At 46.0% G+C, this 18,059-nt stretch carries 11 protein-coding genes; 3 read left to right on the forward strand and 8 right to left on the reverse strand.

From position 1 onward, the window contains the following. Positions 1-2: 2 nt before the first annotated feature. The 3 genes from B9N89_RS21090 to B9N89_RS21100 all read right to left on the reverse strand — a co-directional run bounded on the left by B9N89_RS21090 (position 3) and on the right by B9N89_RS21100 (position 4,713). Positions 3-2,036: an NADPH-dependent 2,4-dienoyl-CoA reductase gene (locus tag B9N89_RS21090; RefSeq protein WP_132322376.1), complete on the reverse strand. Its 2,034-nt coding sequence runs from the start codon at positions 2,034-2,036 to the stop codon at positions 3-5. A gap of 264 nt (positions 2,037-2,300) precedes the next feature. After that, the gene (gene ahcY / locus B9N89_RS21095; protein WP_132322374.1) at positions 2,301-3,665 is read right to left on the reverse strand and encodes an adenosylhomocysteinase; all 1,365 of its coding nucleotides are present in this window, start codon (positions 3,663-3,665) and stop codon (positions 2,301-2,303) included. Between the two features lie 28 nt (positions 3,666-3,693). Further along, a complete protein-coding gene (locus B9N89_RS21100) occupies positions 3,694-4,713 on the reverse strand; it encodes an ArsR/SmtB family transcription factor (RefSeq protein ID WP_159455532.1) in 1,020 nt (339 codons plus the stop codon). A gap of 319 nt (positions 4,714-5,032) precedes the next feature. Between B9N89_RS21100 and B9N89_RS21105 the strand changes: the two genes are divergently transcribed. The 3 genes from B9N89_RS21105 (at position 5,033) to B9N89_RS21115 (ending at position 10,909) form a co-directional block, all read left to right on the forward strand. Continuing rightward, positions 5,033-6,370: a hypothetical protein gene (locus B9N89_RS21105; RefSeq protein ID WP_132322370.1), complete on the forward strand. Its 1,338-nt coding sequence runs from the start codon at positions 5,033-5,035 to the stop codon at positions 6,368-6,370. A 238-nt stretch (positions 6,371-6,608) separates the two neighbouring features. Then, complete coding sequence (locus B9N89_RS21110; protein ID WP_132322368.1) at positions 6,609-7,709, forward strand: hypothetical protein; 1,101 nt, start codon at positions 6,609-6,611, stop codon at positions 7,707-7,709. Between the two features lie 128 nt (positions 7,710-7,837). Then, complete coding sequence (locus B9N89_RS21115; protein ID WP_132322366.1) at positions 7,838-10,909, forward strand: hypothetical protein; 3,072 nt, start codon at positions 7,838-7,840, stop codon at positions 10,907-10,909. A gap of 198 nt (positions 10,910-11,107) precedes the next feature. On the opposite strand, the gene B9N89_RS21120 is transcribed toward B9N89_RS21115, so the two are convergent. The 5 genes from B9N89_RS21120 to B9N89_RS21140 all read right to left on the reverse strand — a co-directional run bounded on the left by B9N89_RS21120 (position 11,108) and on the right by B9N89_RS21140 (position 17,654). Next, positions 11,108-12,052, reverse strand: a complete 945-nt coding sequence (locus tag B9N89_RS21120) for a S1 family peptidase (RefSeq protein WP_143478231.1) — start codon at positions 12,050-12,052, stop codon at positions 11,108-11,110. A 319-nt stretch (positions 12,053-12,371) separates the two neighbouring features. Then, positions 12,372-14,690 (reverse strand): hypothetical protein, encoded by a 2,319-nt coding sequence (locus tag B9N89_RS21125; protein WP_132322362.1) that lies wholly within the window; start codon positions 14,688-14,690, stop codon positions 12,372-12,374. A gap of 163 nt (positions 14,691-14,853) precedes the next feature. Beyond that, entirely contained in the window at positions 14,854-16,227 is a 1,374-nt protein-coding gene (locus tag B9N89_RS21130) for an NAD(P)(+) transhydrogenase (Re/Si-specific) subunit beta (protein ID WP_132322360.1), read from the reverse strand. Next, a complete protein-coding gene (locus B9N89_RS21135) occupies positions 16,224-16,508 on the reverse strand; it encodes an NAD(P) transhydrogenase subunit alpha part 2 (RefSeq protein WP_132322358.1) in 285 nt (94 codons plus the stop codon). Before B9N89_RS21135 ends, B9N89_RS21130 begins: the two co-directional genes overlap by 4 nt. 15 nt (positions 16,509-16,523) lie before the next feature. Beyond that, complete coding sequence (locus B9N89_RS21140; RefSeq protein ID WP_132322356.1) at positions 16,524-17,654, reverse strand: NAD(P) transhydrogenase subunit alpha; 1,131 nt, start codon at positions 17,652-17,654, stop codon at positions 16,524-16,526. Positions 17,655-18,059: the final 405 nt, after the last annotated feature.

The raw sequence follows: 18,059 nt of genomic DNA on the forward strand, positions 1-18,059 counted from the left end.
TACTAAATGGAGCCAGCGACGATTGTCCCCTGACGAATAGCTCGCTTGGCATCTATCTCGGCTGCGACATCCGCCCCACCAATAACGTGTACGCTTAAGTTTGCCTTTTTCATGGATTCTTCCAAGTCGCGGACGGATAGCTGGCCAGAACATAAAACCACGTGATCGACTTTTAGTACATGATCACCGTCTTCCTGGGTGATATGCAAGCCTTCATCATCCACCTTGCGGTAGCTCACCCCTCCGAGCATGTGAACTTTTTTATGTTTCAAGGTGGAACGGTGAATCCAGCCTGTCGTCTTGCCAAGCCCTTGGCCGTGTTTCGTAGTTTTTCTCTGACAGAGATAAACATCACGAATGGCTTCAGGAGGCTCAGGCTTGACTCCCTGGATTCCACCCCTCGCATTGAGGTTTTTATCGATACCCCATTCCTTTAAAAAGAGGTTGATGTCTAAGGAGGGGGAATGCTCCAAGTCCGTTGTCAGATACTCAGCAACGTCGAAGCCAATCCCTCCAGCACCAATAACGGCAACTGACTTGCCAAGCTGGCGTTCGTTGCGCAAGAGGTCTTGGTAGGAAATAACTTTCTCATGGTCAACACCAGGGAACTGTGGCAAGCGGGGCTTTACGCCGGTAGCCATGATCACTTCATCATACTTACCTGCGACCATTTCTTCGGCGGTGACACGATGATTCAAATGCAGGCTGACCCCGTACTTATTGATCATCTTGGTGAAGTAACGCAGAGTTTCGTAGAATTCCTCTTTGCCAGGAATTTTCTTTGCAAGGTTGAACTGACCGCCGATTTCCCCTTCGGCCTCGTAAAGATCCACTTGGTGTCCCCGCTCTGCCGCTACCGTAGCAGCGGCTAGGCCAGCAGGCCCCGCACCAATCACTGCAACCTTCTTCGCTGTCTTGGCTTTGTCATATCGTATCTCAGTTTCATAGCAGGCCCGAGGATTCACAAGGCAGGTAGCTCTTTTGCCAGCGAATGCGTGATCTAGGCAAGCTTGATTGCAGCCTATGCAGGTGTTGATCTCGTCGGCACGACCTTCTTCGGCCTTTTTTACAAAGTCGGCATCTGCAAGCAATGGCCTAGCCATAGATATCATATCCGCATGGCCTTCGCTCAGCACTTTCTCTGCAACTTCGGGAGTATTGATACGGTTGGTGGTGCACAGTGGAATCGAAACAGATCCCTTGAGTTTCTCCGTGACAAAGGTAAACGCAGCTCGTGGCACCATGGTGGCGATTGTGGGAATGCGGGCCTCGTGCCAACCAATCCCGGTATTGATAATCGTTGCGCCAGCTTGCTCAATAGCTTTAGCGAGTTCTACAATCTCTTCCCAAGTACTACCTTTTTCTACTAGGTCGAGCATGGAGAGGCGGTAGATGATGATAAAGTTTGGGCCTACAGCTTCACGGATACCCTTGACAATTTCCACGGGAAATTGGATTCGTTGTTGATAGGAGCCGCCCCATTTGTCTTGTCTTTTATTGGTATGAGTCGTGATAAACTGGTTGATCAAGTATCCCTCAGACCCCATGACTTCGACGCCATCGTAGTTGGCCTCTTGAGCGAGCTTAGCACAGCGCACGTAGTTGCGGATGGTGAGTTGTACTCCTAAGTTGGGCAGTGGCAGTGGAGTGAATCGATTGATCGGAGCTTTGATCCGACTTGGCGCTACCTGTAGAGGTGAATAAGCATAGCGACCAGCATGTAAAATCTGCATGCATATCTTGCCGCCATTTTCGTGAACCGCCGAGGTTATGATCTGATGGTCCCCGACTTCCTTTTTATTGGTAAGCTTAGCTGCGAATGGCTGAACTTTGCCGAAGACATCCGGCGCAATACCACCGGTAACAATGAGGCCAACGCCTCCTGCAGCACGGCCTCCGTAATAAGCAGCCATTTTTCGAAAGCCGTCTTTGGCTTCTTCCAAACCAGTGTGCATAGAGCCCATCAATACGCGGTTGCGAAGGGTCGTAAAGCCCAAGTCCAATGGCTCAAGCATCTTTGGGTACGTCTTGGTCATGTCTTCCTCATTCAATTGATTGCACCCCATAGCTGACACGGGTGGCCCGTGAGCAGCTCCAACAGCCGGTGCATGAGAGTTCAGGGCACTAGCAAAAGTGGCTAAGCCTCAGTTAAATCACGCACCAGCGATGAATTACGGGAAGACTATCAGAAAAAAACAGCTTCAACCATTCAAACCAGGATGGGGAGAGATTCTTGGGCGGAGCGGGAAATTGGTGGGGATCTCAGGGGTGAAAATGAGGGGCGTGCCCCTCAAAAAAGCCTAGTACTTGTAATCGTCAGTTTTGTAAGGACCGTCGACTTCGACATTGATGTACTTCGCTTGGTCTGGAGTCATCCGTGTGATAACACCACCAAATCCACGAACCATGTCCGCTGCAACTTCCTCGTCAAGTTTCTTAGGAAGCACTTTGACGTAAAGAGGATCACGACTGGCAGGATCTTGGTTATTCCACGCTCTCTCAAACATGTACATCTGCGCCAAAACTTGGTTGGCAAATGAGCCATCCATGATACGGCTAGGGTGGCCTGTGGCATTGCCAAGGTTGACTAGTCGACCTTCAGATAGAAGGATGAGGTAGTCATTTTCTTGAACGTTGCGGTAGATTTTGTGTACCTGAGGCTTAACCTCTTCCCACTCGTAGTTGTCCCTCATGAACTTGGTATCGATTTCATTGTCGAAGTGACCGATATTACATACGACAGCGCCGTTTTTGAGAAGTTGCAGCATGTTTTTATCACACACATTGATGTTACCAGTTGTTGTAACAATCAAATCGGTGTTGCCAAGAAGGTCTTTGTTCATACCGTCAAGCTTACCAGTGTTGTTCCCATCTTTGTACGGTGAAACAACCTCGAAACCATCCATGCAAGCTTGCATGGCGCAGATTGGATCGATTTCAGAAACCTTTACGATCATGCCTTCCTGACGAAGGGACTGGGCCGAACCCTTACCCACATCACCATAGCCTACGACGAGAGCCTTCTTACCAGACAGTAGCATGTCTGTACCACGCTTGATCGCATCATTGAGCGAGTGACGGCACCCGTACTTGTTATCGTTCTTAGATTTTGTGATTGAGTCGTTGACGTTGATTGCGGGAACCTTGAGAGTTCCCTCTTTAAGCATTTCTTGCAGACGGTGAACGCCAGTGGTTGTTTCTTCTGTGATGCCGTGGATTTTCTCAAGCATCTCAGGATACTTTTCATGGACCATGGCAGTTAAGTCGCCACCATCGTCAAGAATCATATTGCAGTCCCAAGGCTTACCGTCTTTAAGGATGGTTTGCTCGATACACCATTCACCTTCCTGCTCAGTCTGTCCTTTCCAAGCATAGACAGGGATTCCAGCAGCAGCCATAGCGGCAGCAGCGTGGTCTTGGGTAGAGAAGATGTTGCAGGATGACCAGCGAACTTCAGCGCCCAACTCAACAAGAGTTTCAATCAAAACAGCAGTTTGAACAGTCATGTGAATACAGCCGATGATCCGGGCGTTAGCAAGAGGCTTTTCAGTGCGGTATTTCTCGCGAAGAGCCATCAATGCTGGCATTTCTTTCTCTGCTAGAGCAATTTCCTTGCGTCCGAAATCCGCAAAGGAAATATCGGCGACTTTGTAATCTTGACTCATGCGCTAACTCCTTAATGTAATGTTTGGATCAGGATATATACGATCCTGTCCTGTGATGTTCAATATTGAAAAAAGCTTTAAGTTGCACTTGAAAGCCATTCTTCATACCTATATAGAGGCTTTGACCAAGCTCTAAGCCGCAGGCCTCACCCCACTCATCGAGATCCTTAGGGTGAAATCCTAGCCATAAATCGCCACAAGATTCTTTCACCCATTCTTGGTTGTGATGACAAAGCTCGGCAATCAGCAAGACTCCGCCGGGTTTTAGGGCTCTTTTAAAAAGTGAGAATATCTGCTGAGGGGCAGACATGTGATGCAGCACCATATTTAGGGCTAGAAGATCAACTTGAATCTCACGCTCGACGATGGTTTCAATCTCTTCGTGTAGGAAGGAAACTTTGTCGATACCCTTACGAGCCATTGCCTGCTCAGTCCGGTGAAGCATATCTTGAGAGTTGTCGATGGCGATGACTTCTTCGAAGGTTTCGGCAAGATAGCTCAGCAACTCACCGTCCCCTGGTCCAAGCTCTAAAGCGAGTCCACGGGCCTGTCCCTGCATTTGCTGAATCAAGTCTTTGACTAATGAACCGTACTGATCGAAACTAACAATCTTACCCTGTTGTTCGGCGAAACTTGATGCGTTGCGGTTGAAAAACTCCCGAGATTGCTCACTGCGATCCCGGTGCACCTGCGCCACGCGGGCTGCGATCTCCGGGCTAACCTCAATCTGGTCCACTGTATCGAACAGTGATAGCAGCAGGTCCTTCATTGGATTGGTGCTTCGAATCAAGGGCCGTCTATAGAAGAGTGAATTGCCCTCGCGACGAGATGTGATCAAGCTGGCCTTGGACAGCACCTTAAGATGATGGCTCATCCCCGGTTGCGGAACGTCAAATATACTAGCTAGCTCCTGCACCCCAAAGGACGAGCGCCGGAGAACTCTCAAGATATCGAGACGCAGAGTATCCCCTGCAGACTTCAGAACATGAGCTAGTTGATCGCACGTTAAAGCGCTAGGTATCTGGTTTTCTTCTGTAACCACCGTCATATGGGCCTCCATCTGAAAGGCTAGAAGCTTATCGGTCCTTTGTCAAATAAATATCAACTTTTTTTTATATTGATTATTTTCAATATTGAAAGAATTTGTAAAAGGGAGGCACCATGGGAAAGAGCGGGCACAAGGGTTCTTTGGGTGGAGAGGTATTTTTTGATCTAAATAGCTAAAATCTATAAGAGATAGAGTTTCTTTGAAGGATTGGATGGCATCAGCCGTTAAGTTTATTGCACCTCTCATGACAGTTTAAAACAAAAGCTTTCCTTGATGGCAAATAGTGGCATTCATCAAATCATTCATCGGGAACGCTATAATGAATAACCGTTTGACCCCTGGCCTTTGGCTTACCTTAATAATCTTAACCGCTTGTAATCAGGGCGGTGGAAATCAGCAAGAATCGATCGAAACTCAATCTCATGTATCAGAGAATCTAGGAGACGGAGATCTGAACGTGGGTCAGGGGGGCCGCGCCAATCCTCAAGAGCAGTCCATGGATGAGCTTATGACTGACGAACCCATGGAGGAGCTGCCGCCGGAAACAAGTCCAGGGGGAGAAAATGCCGAGGGTGGTGATGACAACCAAGTAGAGGTTGCCGAGACAAGTTCTGATGAGGACGCGCAGGATGACGAGCAAGACACTGAGCCCGTGGCAGAGCCAAGTCCAGCACCAAAGGTAAAGCCTTGGAGCCAGGTGGATGCCGTTTTTGAAGCAGCTATTCTCCTAGGTGACCTGGATCTTAGCTACTGTCAGAAGGAAGTCTTGGAGTTTGAGGGATGTAGTAAGCTTGAGAGTCGTGCTCAGCGTCAAGCAAACCGTTTCCAGGAAATTTGTAAGCAGCAAGCGTTGATTTCATATCGTGCGGCCAACACCGATAAGCACCTCAAGATCGTAGAAATCAAGCGTCGCCTAGCTGAAGAGATCCCAGCTGAAACAAATCGTCATGATCGAGTGACAGCACGTCTTGCGCGGAAGATAGAGCGTATCTCAGCTAACCTTGATAAGCGTATTCTTAAGCTTGAGAATCGTCTTGGTAAAATCGATAGTAAGCTGACGAAAACTTACCAGAAGGCAGCGAAAAAGCAGTGTGTCCTTCTTCCGGCTGCCCAGGAAGGAAATCACGTTGAAAACGGTAGTTTCGAAGCAACTGACTTAGGTGGATCGAGTTGGAATATTTTTACATCTGAGCAAGTTCCTGCTTGGAATATCGAGTGGAACCATAGTGAAGCTTGTGACGGCAACCGCGCCCCTAGCGTCGAGATTCAGAAAGCTTTTGTGTTAGGTCGAAGCATCGATGCAGCTGATGGCAACCAGTACTTAGAACTAGATTCAGACTGCAAGGGTAGGGGCTCCAAGAAGACAACGGTTACTATGTCCCAGATTATCAACACCATCCCTGGGCGCACTTATGAGATCAGCTTCGCATTCCGCGCCAGACCAGGAAATCGGGGCAATCAAGCTCTAGCTGTGAACTTCGGAGATACAGAAGTCTATGCTGAGGAAAACATACCAAATACCCAAGACTGGTTGTTTGAATCCATCGTTGTCACAGCAACTAGTTTCCAAACTACCATCAGTTTCTCAGACTTCGGCGATGCGAATACATTTGGAACTCTTTTAGACGATGTCGCAGTAATGGACATAACCGAATAATTTGTTCTTAGAAACCAACTCTTGACCTCATCTTAGGCGGGCTTTCACAGGAAGGCCTGCTTTTTTTGTTTTCTTAGATCAAGAAAACAGTATTTGGCGACGCCTCATCAGGCCTGCTTAAGACCCTAGGATTATGTTGAGATTTGCCCTGGTTTAAAAAGGTGTATAAATATCTAAAGGATCTCCACCAGATAGCCGATACGTTCCCAGTTGAGTCGTTTTTAACGGGGGATAAAGGATGAAAGCTCATATTTTCATGTGCTTTTTACTGGGGGCTGGGCTCGCGGCGTGTACCGAGCAGGCAACATATGAACGAACACCAGGTCAAGCTGGAACTGGCGGAAGTGGTTCCGGCAGTGGTAGCGGTTCTGGTTCTGGTAGTGGTGGTAGTCAGGGTTCCGAAAATATCAATGGTACACCTGAGGGAGAAGATCACTTCGAAGGTAAGATCGTTGCTGCCTTCCGGTCAACTTCGAGAAACTGCTTGAGCTGTCATGATGCTCCTCGAAATGTCTTAGGTAATCCAGATGCCTCTGATGAAGCAATCTACGATTACGGTAAAATGTTTAGCCTCCTTAAAAAGGGTGGCTTTAACAACGATAATGATTTTATCAATCCACTTCTCGGAAAAACAGATCACCCTGGTGCACAAATCTGCGAAGATGAAAGCACGGACCTCTGTGCCCTAGCCATCGAGTGGTTTGGCATTGAGTTTAAAGATGCTAATAGCCGCTTTGGAAAAGTCGATAAGTTCGATATCTCCTTCGATGGAATTAATATCCTTGGTGAAGCGACGAATGTGAATAATCCAGAAGAAAAACTGACTGTTCGTGCTTACCTCGATGGTAAAGCAGAAGATGGTGCCACCATGATTGGTGAGGGTATCGCCGATGGATTCGAAGATTCTTTTAACTTCCGGCTAGACGACGCTGTTCGTGACAATGCCCAGCATCAAGTCTACCTCTACGCTGTTGTCGATGGCAAGGAGGAAGAGCTAGGTGGTAGTCCTTTATCAGTGATGGGCTACAGGCCTCGTGGGGCTGCGACCTACCCGGGTTCAGGTGCACTTGGCATCAATGCCGGTTGTGGTTGCCATGAGGGTGGATTTATTTATAGTTCTCTATGGCCTGACTTGATTATTCCTTCAGGTGGATCTGCGGGCCCGAATGCGGGAACTTTTGGAAAGCCTGATAGCAACTATCTAATAGATTTAGGTAGCGGTACTGCAGGTACTCGGGGAGCTAATCATCCCGGTGGTGTTTTGGGTATCAATGCAGCAGCAGTCAGGACTTGGTGGTGTGCAGAGTTCGATCCTGATGGTGTTGGAGAATGCTCCTGAATTAAGTTAAATAGCTAAATATTATAATAAAAAACAGCTACCCTGAGCGGTGGCTGTTTTTTATTGCATAATTAGTCGAAATGGCCTATCAAAAGGCTCCTGATGCCTGTCTAGTCTTAGGAGTCACCTTGAAGCAAGTTTCGTTTACCTGTCTTGCCTTTTGCCTCTTTTTCATGTCTTGTAACAACAAGAAGTTAAGCAATCAAGTATCTTCGAATGAATTGAATTGTGGAGTAAGCAACAATCCGGCAAAAGGGATTGTAAGGCTCAAGATACTTGGTGGGGACCAGATACCACTCAGCTCCGAGGAACTCGTTGTCAAGAATGCGAATGTAATTGGTACCAAAGGCTGCATCGAATTTGAAGATCGAGCTACCAATGTCATTATTTCGCGACCATCAGCCAGAGAAGGCATCGTGCTCGATGGACAAGCTTTTGGAGAGTCAAGGAATGAGGTTAGTTTATTAAGCTTCAATGACTCAACTCCAACTTTGAACTGCAAAAAAGACATTGTGCCAACTGGAATTTTGTCTGTGACTAACCTGTTTGGTTTGAATACTGCAAATCCGTCCGCGTTGCTCGCAAATGTTAATATAACAAAGCGTGGTAGTAGCGTCTCTATGCAAGATGTCAATTTAGTTCCTATTGATCGAATCTTTGATATTGAAATTGAACACGATGGGTTCTACGACCTAGGAATTGAAGTATATAAAATCTATAATATCGGTACTCCTGCTCTAAAGGAGCAGTGTTCTCTTCTCGTGGACAATCAAGTTCCAACCGTAAACCTAGATCCTTCAATAGTAGTGGACGAGCAGTCTGGGGCGTTACTATTGGAACCAAAGGAACTAATAAAGGTGACTTCAGATGACCTCTCTGAAGTTACTATTGAATACTGTTTCCTTGAGGGGGATGATTGTACTTTTATCACTGCTAACGAAAAAACAATACCTACTCCTATCAGTGGTTCTTACACTCTAAGAATTAAGGGGCTAGACCAAGCAGGTAATCAATCAGAGATAGTTAGCTACAGAGTTGAATCTAGTTCCCGCTCTGCAATTCAACAACTGAAGTCTTCATCAGAAGAGGCTGTTCTTGCACAGAGAAGCAATGAAAGCCTGGATTCTGTTTTAGCCTCGTTAAAGGCCTTTCAAAGCTACTTAAAGTTGGATGTTACTGAAAAGCTAACCTACGAGCCTATAGTTTGGAGGGCACTCCACAGCGGAGTACAAAATAGGGTTCCAAAAAAGGTTATTGACTCTGGTGAGTCTTTTCTTACTTCAGCTTTGGGAAATGGCTCACTTATGCTAGGATCAGCTGACAGTTCTATGAAATATGATTACCTTTTATATCACGAAGATGGAAGTAATACTTCTTTTACGAGCGATACCGCCCTCGATAAGATGTGTGAAACAGGAGTCTATGGAGTCGATCTTGATACCAACATATTGACCATGATTAGACAGGATGGGAGTTTTGTTGAGTACCCCTTGAGCGCTTCTGATGTTTTAGTTCAAGTATTTAACCAATGTCGATATGTCATTACGAGAGATAATACTGGTTTTAAACTTATCGATCTTACTAAAGATAATGTTTACCTACATTCTGATGCGACGAAGTTGTTTGCTATAAAGGATAATAACTGGAGTCTCATTAAGCTAGTGGAAGATCAATGGTATCTTCAGAACCTTTCAGGATCGAATCCTACGCAAGTTGATCTTGCTAACTATGAGCTATCTTTAGTATCAGGAAGTGGGAAGTCTCTTTTTGCTTATAAGGGTGATAACCTGGTCCAGTTGAGCTCAAAGTTTGAGCTACTCAATGACTTTGGCTTGGAAGGATCGAGGCGGAAGAGGGTTTACCTGAGGTCGGGAGACCTATTTAGTGTTGTTAAAGATAACCAAACGCTATTTGTTGATGATAATGGTCGTGAACTTGCAGTGAGGTATGGGAACGATGTATCCCGAGTAGGTGTATCAAAAAGGTATCTTGCCTTCTCTCTTAAGGCTGAAGACTCGATCTACATTTACGATCGTACCAATCCTAAGGAAGTACTCACAAAGATATCTCTTCCGAGTCTAGCAGATTTGCAAAAAATTGGTATTAGTGATGATCAGATCATTCTTGATTTTAGAGGTAGGATCACAATATTTTCAATACTAGACAGAGTTGCTTATGAGCTTCATGGCAATAAAGAGTCGTTTCAAAGTTTAAATTTGATTGAAAGCTTACAATCTATCATATTCTTAAGTTGTAGCAATAAGCCTGGATTTTGTGATTTATCTTTGAACAAGGTGCACCTTCGAACGAGAGAAATTTCAAAAATTCATCTTGGACAAATAAGGGTAAAAAGCAGTGGTTTCTTCTCTCAAGCGAAACTTATAGATATTTTTGAATCAGACGCCGGGTCATTCGCTATAGTACCATCGTCAGATGAGTGTATACTTGTTATAAACTTGGAGAATATGGAACCTATAGATCGATTCGATCTTAGTTCTTTCATGGTAGAAGATCAGTTTCAAAACATTGAAACGGATGGTTCTGGTCAGTACATTCTTGTCAATACCGATACAAGATTTTTGGTCCATGATCGGTTTCATAACAAGAGTAGCTCTATCCATAAGGAATTCTTAGAGGGAAGGCAGGCTAAGTTTTTCAACGGCGGTGTTGTAACCTACCATTGGGACCAGCACGCAAGGTACTATGAACTGAATAGTACCTTCACCCAGCAAGTAGGAGTAAAGCCGATTGAGGAATTACAGGGCGTTACTTCATTCGAAGTTTCTAACCTTGGGAAAACCTTATCTTCTGTGAACTTCGAGGGTAAAATCTTAAATTTCGACGAGCAAATGAATTATGTCGACCATTTGGTACCGGAGCGGTTTGAAGGACGCCCGCAATCGATAAGCTTTTCAAGTGATGGCCTTTCAATTTATCTGGGCTTGGATAATGGCTATGCCCGTGTCGATCAAGAGTCTGGTAGGTATGATCAAGTAGGGGTCGGAAATTCACGGGAGTATGTTAAGTTTGTTGAAGAAGGGCGTTCTTATCTAGCGTGGGCATCTCAATCGAAACTCCAGGTCGTGCCTAGGGACTTCAATCAAATCGTGCAACTACTCTGTCGATCTGTTGATGGGTTGAATACTGATGACACAGACTTTAGTTCTGTAAGAGATGAAGTATGTAACTCTGTCAAGTAGGTATGGTAAATGGGAGTTCTTTAGAGTTTGAAAATAGAGGGTTCGAAGTACCGTCTCTATCCCTAGAAACATCAAGTTATGCTCGCACTTCTTGGTACCTACACGAAAAAATATTCAAGGCTCGTAAGCTAAGGTAACCTAGACTGCCAGTGAACTGCCGCAATATAGCCTGACTAGGCAAAAGAATATTGCAGAGGGTTATTGAAGGGGGGTAATAAGACGGGAAGGAACATAGGCTGGTAGTTTGACTTTGTCCCCGCTAACTGCTCCCCAAAGAAGGCCTATAACTCTTCCTTTGCTATCTAAAATGGGGCTACCGGAATCACCGCTAATTACAACTCTTCCGTTACAAGCGTCTAAAAAACTGGTTAATCGGCAATTGGAAGATGAATCGCAAAGCACCGATGCTGCGCTACTTAAGCCATTATCAAAGGGTTTGCATTCGCTTATCAACTTTTTTTTGTCTCTTAAGGTAACAATCCAAAGGGTGTCAGAGGATCTGTATTCGAATTGAGTCGTTGCAACTTGAAGTGACGGCTGTTTAGGGTTTTTTAGTCGATTTGAGCGAATAATTGCATAGTCGAGGTATTCACTGGTCCGAATCAATCTAAGGCATCTATACTTCTTAATTTCACCATTACTTTGAACGGAAATTCTGATCTCAGGACAGGCAGATTTAGTACTCACTAGACAGTGATTATTTGTAATGAAATCTCTTTCATTTATAAAAAAGCCGTTACAAAATTTTTTGTCAAGACTATTCGAGCTTTCAAGAGTTCCAATGGCCCCTTGAACTTGCTCGAAAGTGAACAGTTTCTTAGTCGAGTTTATAGGCTGAGGAGAGTAGTTAGGCTCTTTCGAAAGCAAAAGGACATTAGACTTTTTATTGAACTTTGTTTTTACGATATCTGTATCAACCAATACATCTATTTTTTGTGAATTGAATCCTTTGGAAGGTGCATTTACTAGAAAAGAAAATTCAAGATCTCTTAGCTCAGGAGAAACTTTGATTGTCATATTGCTTGGAACACTATTGGCAATATTTAGTGAGTCCCTGGGCTTTATGAATACTTTGTGTTCTTTCTTCTCTATATGATTGCATGAGGTGAATAGAGTCAAGATTGCTAAGTTCCAATATCTCATAACAACCTCCACGACAGCAAAAATAGAAGCAGCGTTAGCCTATCTCATGGCACATCTAGCAAATGCAGTACCGTATGCAAATATTTGAAAATATTGAATAAATAATGTTGATAGGTTGGACAGATGAAGGTATTTGCTGCAGATGCCGAAGTTAAGCGTCTCTGATCCACCTTGGGTGGCTTTGCCAATTCCAATTTTTAAAAAATGACGATTACGATCCAAGGATCAATAAATCACGGATCCCGATTGGAATAAACTTCGACGCTATTCGGAACTTCCTTTAGCTAATGCGCTAGCAGACCCGAACCAAGCTCACAGACTAATCAGCTACACAAGCGACACCGTTAGAACTGAAACCGTCGGGACAAACACAGCTATTGCCAACGAGGCTAGCCCCTGTTACGCACTGACAAGTATTCACCTCATCAACAGATGCAAAATTGTAAAGGGCTTGGGCGCTTCCTCCTGTTGCAGTAGGCTCAGTCAATTCAATCCGAATTCGATGAGTTTGCGATGCACACGCAACGCCACCAGATCCGGTAACAACGTCGCCTGTACAGATGGAATTGCAGGCAGGAACCGTGACATTGAAACTGATAGGATAACCGAATTCTTCGTTCGGATGATCGACCGCGTTAAAGTTCACTACGGCTTCAGCTCCACCATATGTTTTTAGGAAGCGTCGCGAAGGTTCGCGATAGGCGTCAATATCTGGTCTGGTGAAATTGATGATTGGTGTTCGTTCACCGTAGGCCACAGTTCCGATTAACTCAGTGCTTGCGACGAACTCTGTTCCACCTGGCACAAGATTACCGCAGATGCCGTGGGCGTAGAGAAATTTGCCAATGGTAGCGCTACCAATACGTGTTGCTGCGTTTGCTCCGATCCCAAAAAAATCATCATTAAGGATTGAACCAGCGAATAGTGTGGAGCCCGGTAAACCGGTGTTGGTAAGTGGCATGACCGAGAGGTCACCGAATATACTCTCGTGGGTTAATGAATAGTCTGAGACACCCATAAAGATTGGGTAGACTTCATTTTTCCAAATAATCGTATCAGAGTCGCGGAGGCCATTGGGTTCATTATAGGTGTCACCCATTAAGATATCGCGATTGGCTTCGTAACTACCATTTTCATCGGCGTCGACAAATGGAGTAGGCAGATCGATAAACCACTCTCCGAGGTAGTCAAACACACCATTGTTGTTCGCATCATAGGTCAGGACATCGATACCACTGTCGAACACACCGTTCTCGTTCTTGTCCCAAAAACCATCACCACCACCGTCGTATATGCCGTTGCTATTCTCATCGTAATAATGCTCTTGGCCATTGATCGCGTAGGTAACGGTAGTTCTCCAGTTTTTTGAAAGATCTCGATAGGAAAAAGATAGAGCCGCGTTATTGCCAAGGCTGTCGGCAACGGCAGATGGGCTACAGCGGGCAGCAGCGTCAGGGTTGGCTGCGAACGGAAAGAGTCGATAAGCGTAGTAGTCCACCATATGAAGAGCTCGCATAGTGAAGAATGCTTCGCCGGTGGCTTCGTTGGCACGACCGCCTACCAGAAGCTCCGCCTTACCAGTTTCGGCAACCACTTGCAGTGGGTACTCTCGGATTGCATCACCGTCTTTTCTGGTATCCACCTTTGCAGCAGTCTTAATCGTGTGAGTACTGTTGGTATTGAAATACCCTTTTAACGTTCTGGCATTTTCAGTGTCAAAGGTCAGGGAAAAATTAGCGTAGTTCGTGACACCCCCGCGGATACTGATCACAGGGCTACTCGCCGTTACCGTTTGCCCGTCTTCATCATTGAAGCTAGCAGATACAACGGCGGAGCCCAAGGTTACCCCCGAACAGAAGGGTATCGCAAAGCGACCTTCCGAAGAGCTGGTAGCATTGAAAATGGCTCGATTCTTATTGGTTTCCTCGTTGGTTTCAAAGGTGCCATCATCTTTCTTCTTGGCTAGCTTCAAGCCTCGTGGTGGATCATCCTGCGTGTAGAACTTCAATTCGCGGCCTGGAATTGCGGTTCCGTCTTTACTCAGTTCGAAAACTAAGGTCGTACAGTCTTGTGGCCCAGAATCGATTAGATTGAGGGGAATGATAGACTCTTCTACATTGCCCTCCTGGCCATTGTCGGTTTCGACAAGAGCTGGGATCGACGAGCTAACAAATGCAAACGAATAGCTGCCTTTCTTACTTACTGTAAAGGTTTCAGAGTTAGTGCGAAGTTCGTTCACCGCGGCAATGATGGTGCCCTCGCCAAGATCGAGTCCTGAACAGTAGGTGGTCGTTGCCTGGCCTCCGGCACTGGTCGTACCCAGCTCGGGATTGAGCGTGCCGCTGTCATCACCACCCGAAAATGTAACGGAAAATTCAACTTCAGCACCTTCGAGACCGGCTCCTTCTTCGTCTGCGACCGTCACTGAAAATTCAGTACAGTTATTATCAGCCGAGTCGGAACTAAAAAGCTCAGTTTCCGAAAGAGCGCTTGGACTAATGGATCGAGCGAGAGCATTTGTTGCAGACACAGCAGTGCCAATATCCGTATTGCCAATGTCCGTGCGGGTTCCTTTTTCGTCGTTACAGCTCAAGACTGCACTGAAGAGAAGAATCGTTGCGACGGTATGTTTTACCATGATAATTGCTCCGAAATTCGACTTTTGGCTTACAAACGTTTCGGAATTTAATAGACAATCATCTCAGTAAATGAAAATAGCCGGTGATATCAGCTAACTGTAATGAGTTAATAAGTTTGTGGAGTTGGGCAGGCCCATAGGACCTGCTTCGATAGGTAAGTTTTTACATTTTAAATTCTGAAACTAAGGCTCCGAGGCTATGCTTCGCATCTCCGAGCAGCATTCGCGTCCCGCTACCAAAAAATAATGGGTTATCTACCCCTGCAAAGCCCGGCTTCAAGCTTCTCTTCAGTACAAGACAAGACTTGGCACGGTCCACGTCGATGATAGGCATTCCAAAGAGAGGTGAGTGTTCATCGGTTCTCGATGCTGGATTTACCACATCGTTAGCACCCACAACGACTGTAACATCCACTTGCTCCATAAGGGGGTTTACATCTTCAGGCTCAACGAGCTTCTCGTAAGGAACACTAGCCTCTGCAAGCAGCACATTCATATGACCAGGCATTCGGCCGGCGACTGGATGGATCGCAAATCTCACATCGCAACCATTGCTCTCAAGAGCCTGAGCAAGCTCGTTGATTGTATGCTGAGCTTGTGCTACTGCCATCCCATAACCAGGAACAAAAAGAACTGATCGAGCTGCCTCTAGCATGAGATAGGCGTCGGAAGCATTGATCGGCCGAGCTTCACCTTGAAATTCAGACTTCTTCTTGCCTGGAGCATCGCTAAGGCTAGCAAACAGAACGCTTGCCAGGGAACGGTTCATGGACTTACACATAATATTCGTCAGGATGAGGCCACTGGCTCCTACTAATGAACCGGCAACAATCAACACATTATTGCCAATAGCAAACCCCGCTGCGGAAGCTGCGATACCTGAGTAACTATTTAGTAGGGCAATAACAACCGGCATATCTGCACCACCAATCGGCAATACCAGCAGCAAACCAAAGACTAACGCGAGTGCTGTGAGCCCGAGAAATATCTCCATTGCATGAGGCAATGCTCCAACTGCAATCGCTCCCCCCACTAAGAGTAAGGTTGCGACCAAGCCATTCACATACTTCTGGCCTTTAAAGAATATGGCGCCCGTATTCATGCGTTCTGCAAGTTTTGCCCAGGCGATGATACTCCCCGTTAAAGTTACAGATCCAATAAGAATCGCGAGATAACTTGCACTTATGGCGATGAGGCTTATGTTACCAGGGCTAAGAATCTCTCCCAGGCCAACCAGAAGACTCGCAGCACCACCAAAGCCATTGAACAGAGCCACCATTTCAGGCATTCCAGTCATCTTTACACGAAACGCTCCGATAGCACCGATGCTTGCGCCTATGACCCCTCCTGCAATGATCCACTGATAGGAAAGAACATTTTGATGAACAAGGGTTGCAACCACGGCCATTAGCATCCCAATGCTCGACACTAAGTTTCCTTGTCTTGCTGTTTCGGCTTTACTCAGCATCTTAAGGCCGAAAATAAAAGCGATTGCAGCTAAAATATAGATAAACTCTATGATGCTTGCTATGGTCATTGGGAATCCCTCCTTTCAACACGGAACATTTTTAGCATACGGTCGGTAACCAAGTAGCCGCCGACAACATTGATAGTGGCTGCAAGAACAGCAAAGAAGCCGAGGTAGGTTTTTAGATCGGGGTTACTCGTATGACCAGCAGCGAAAATAGCGCCAACAATCGCGATACCCGATATGGCATTCGAACCCGACATTAGCGGGGTATGGAGCTGTGAAGGGACTTTTGATATGAGTTCGAAACCTAGAAAGATAGAAAGAGCGAATACAAATAGAAGAAGCATATTTGGATCTCCATTTCAGTGAAGGTTAAGTCGATGGCTAACAATATTGCCCTGATGAGTCACCATACTTGCCTGAATAATTTCGTCTGCTGGGTTAAATGCAAACGCTTGTGAATCTGGGACCCAAAAATGACTCAGGAAGTTGACTAAGTTATTCGAGTGCATCTGACTGGCATCATGAGCGACGCGGCAGGCAAGGTTGCGGTAACCAATGATGGTCACGCCATGAACCTTAACCAAGCCATCAGCAATTGAGCCCTCTACATTGCCACCAGACTCCACCGCTCCATCTACGATTACAGAACCATGGGGCATTCGCTCGATCATCTCGCGAGTGATCAGCTTTGGGGCCTTCTTCCCAAAGACTTGGGCGGTTGTGATAACGACATCAGAACTTGCGCAATATTCTGCCATAGCGATCTGTTGTTCGCGAATCTGATCAGACTTTAGGGCCTTGGCGTATCCATCTTTTGTTTGACCTGTTTCCCCAAGCTTGATCTGAATAAAGCGTGCTCCCAGAGATTTCACCTGCTCTTCTACATCTGGCCTAGGGTCGTAGGCGTCCACCCTAGCTCCTAATCGCCTCGCTGTGGCGATCGCCTGCAATCCCGCAACACCAGCCCCAAGGATGAAGAAACGCGCTGGCTGGATGGTTCCTGAAGGAGTCATCATCATAGGGGCGAGTTTATTAAGGTTGTAGCAGGCAACGATCACGGCACTGTAACCTACGAGATTGGCTTGGGAGCTGAGAACATCCATTTTTTGAGCGATTGTGGTCCTTGGGATAAAATCGAGAGCGATCGTTGTAAAGCCCCGATCTTGCCACTCCCTCACCTGATCACCATTTTGAAAGGCGTTGAGAGAGCCGATATGAACGTGGTGAGCTTTGTAGGCTGCAGCCATATCAGGGCTTGGCGGGCCGAGACTCAGAACAATATCGATTTCATCAAGCACCTCGGTTGGGGCAGAAGTGATGTCACAGCCTTCTGCTTCATAATCCTCGTTTGAGATTCCGAGGGAGCTACCTAGGCCCGCTGCTACCCAAACCTTGCAGCCCAATTGGCAAAGCTTGCGAGCCTCTTCTGGGAGGAGGGGAACCCTCGGATCCTTGTCGTCTTGGCTTTTGAAAACCAGTACTTTATTCATTTGAACCTCTTATGAAAATCTGCCTGAACTTGGTCTGTGCCAACCCATATCACTCCCTATGAGAGTTAAGAAATGTATTGTGCTCAGATGATTTCTTAAGAATAGAGTAAGAGAGCGTATTTACGAATTTAAATTCTCTCTTTTGTGGAATACTTTTGTTTTGGCCTACCGATGCGTCAGTTGAAAATGCTACATTTGATGATCGCTTTCAGGAACCTAAAGTAGATTGATTATAATTGAGGATTGTTTGAGGCTGATAAGAAAAAGGGGGAGGCTGAAGCTCCCCGTTTTTGGCTTTGTTCTCCTTCTAGTGGTTGGAAGATGAGCATGGAGGTGTGGGCTTTAAGAAGTCCTCACCTCCATGCTACTATTGTCAAAAGACGTCATAGCATCACCTCCTTTCCA

It is taken from the genome of Pseudobacteriovorax antillogorgiicola (assembly GCF_900177345.1).
GTDB lineage: Bacteria > Bdellovibrionota_B > Oligoflexia > Oligoflexales > Oligoflexaceae > Pseudobacteriovorax > Pseudobacteriovorax antillogorgiicola.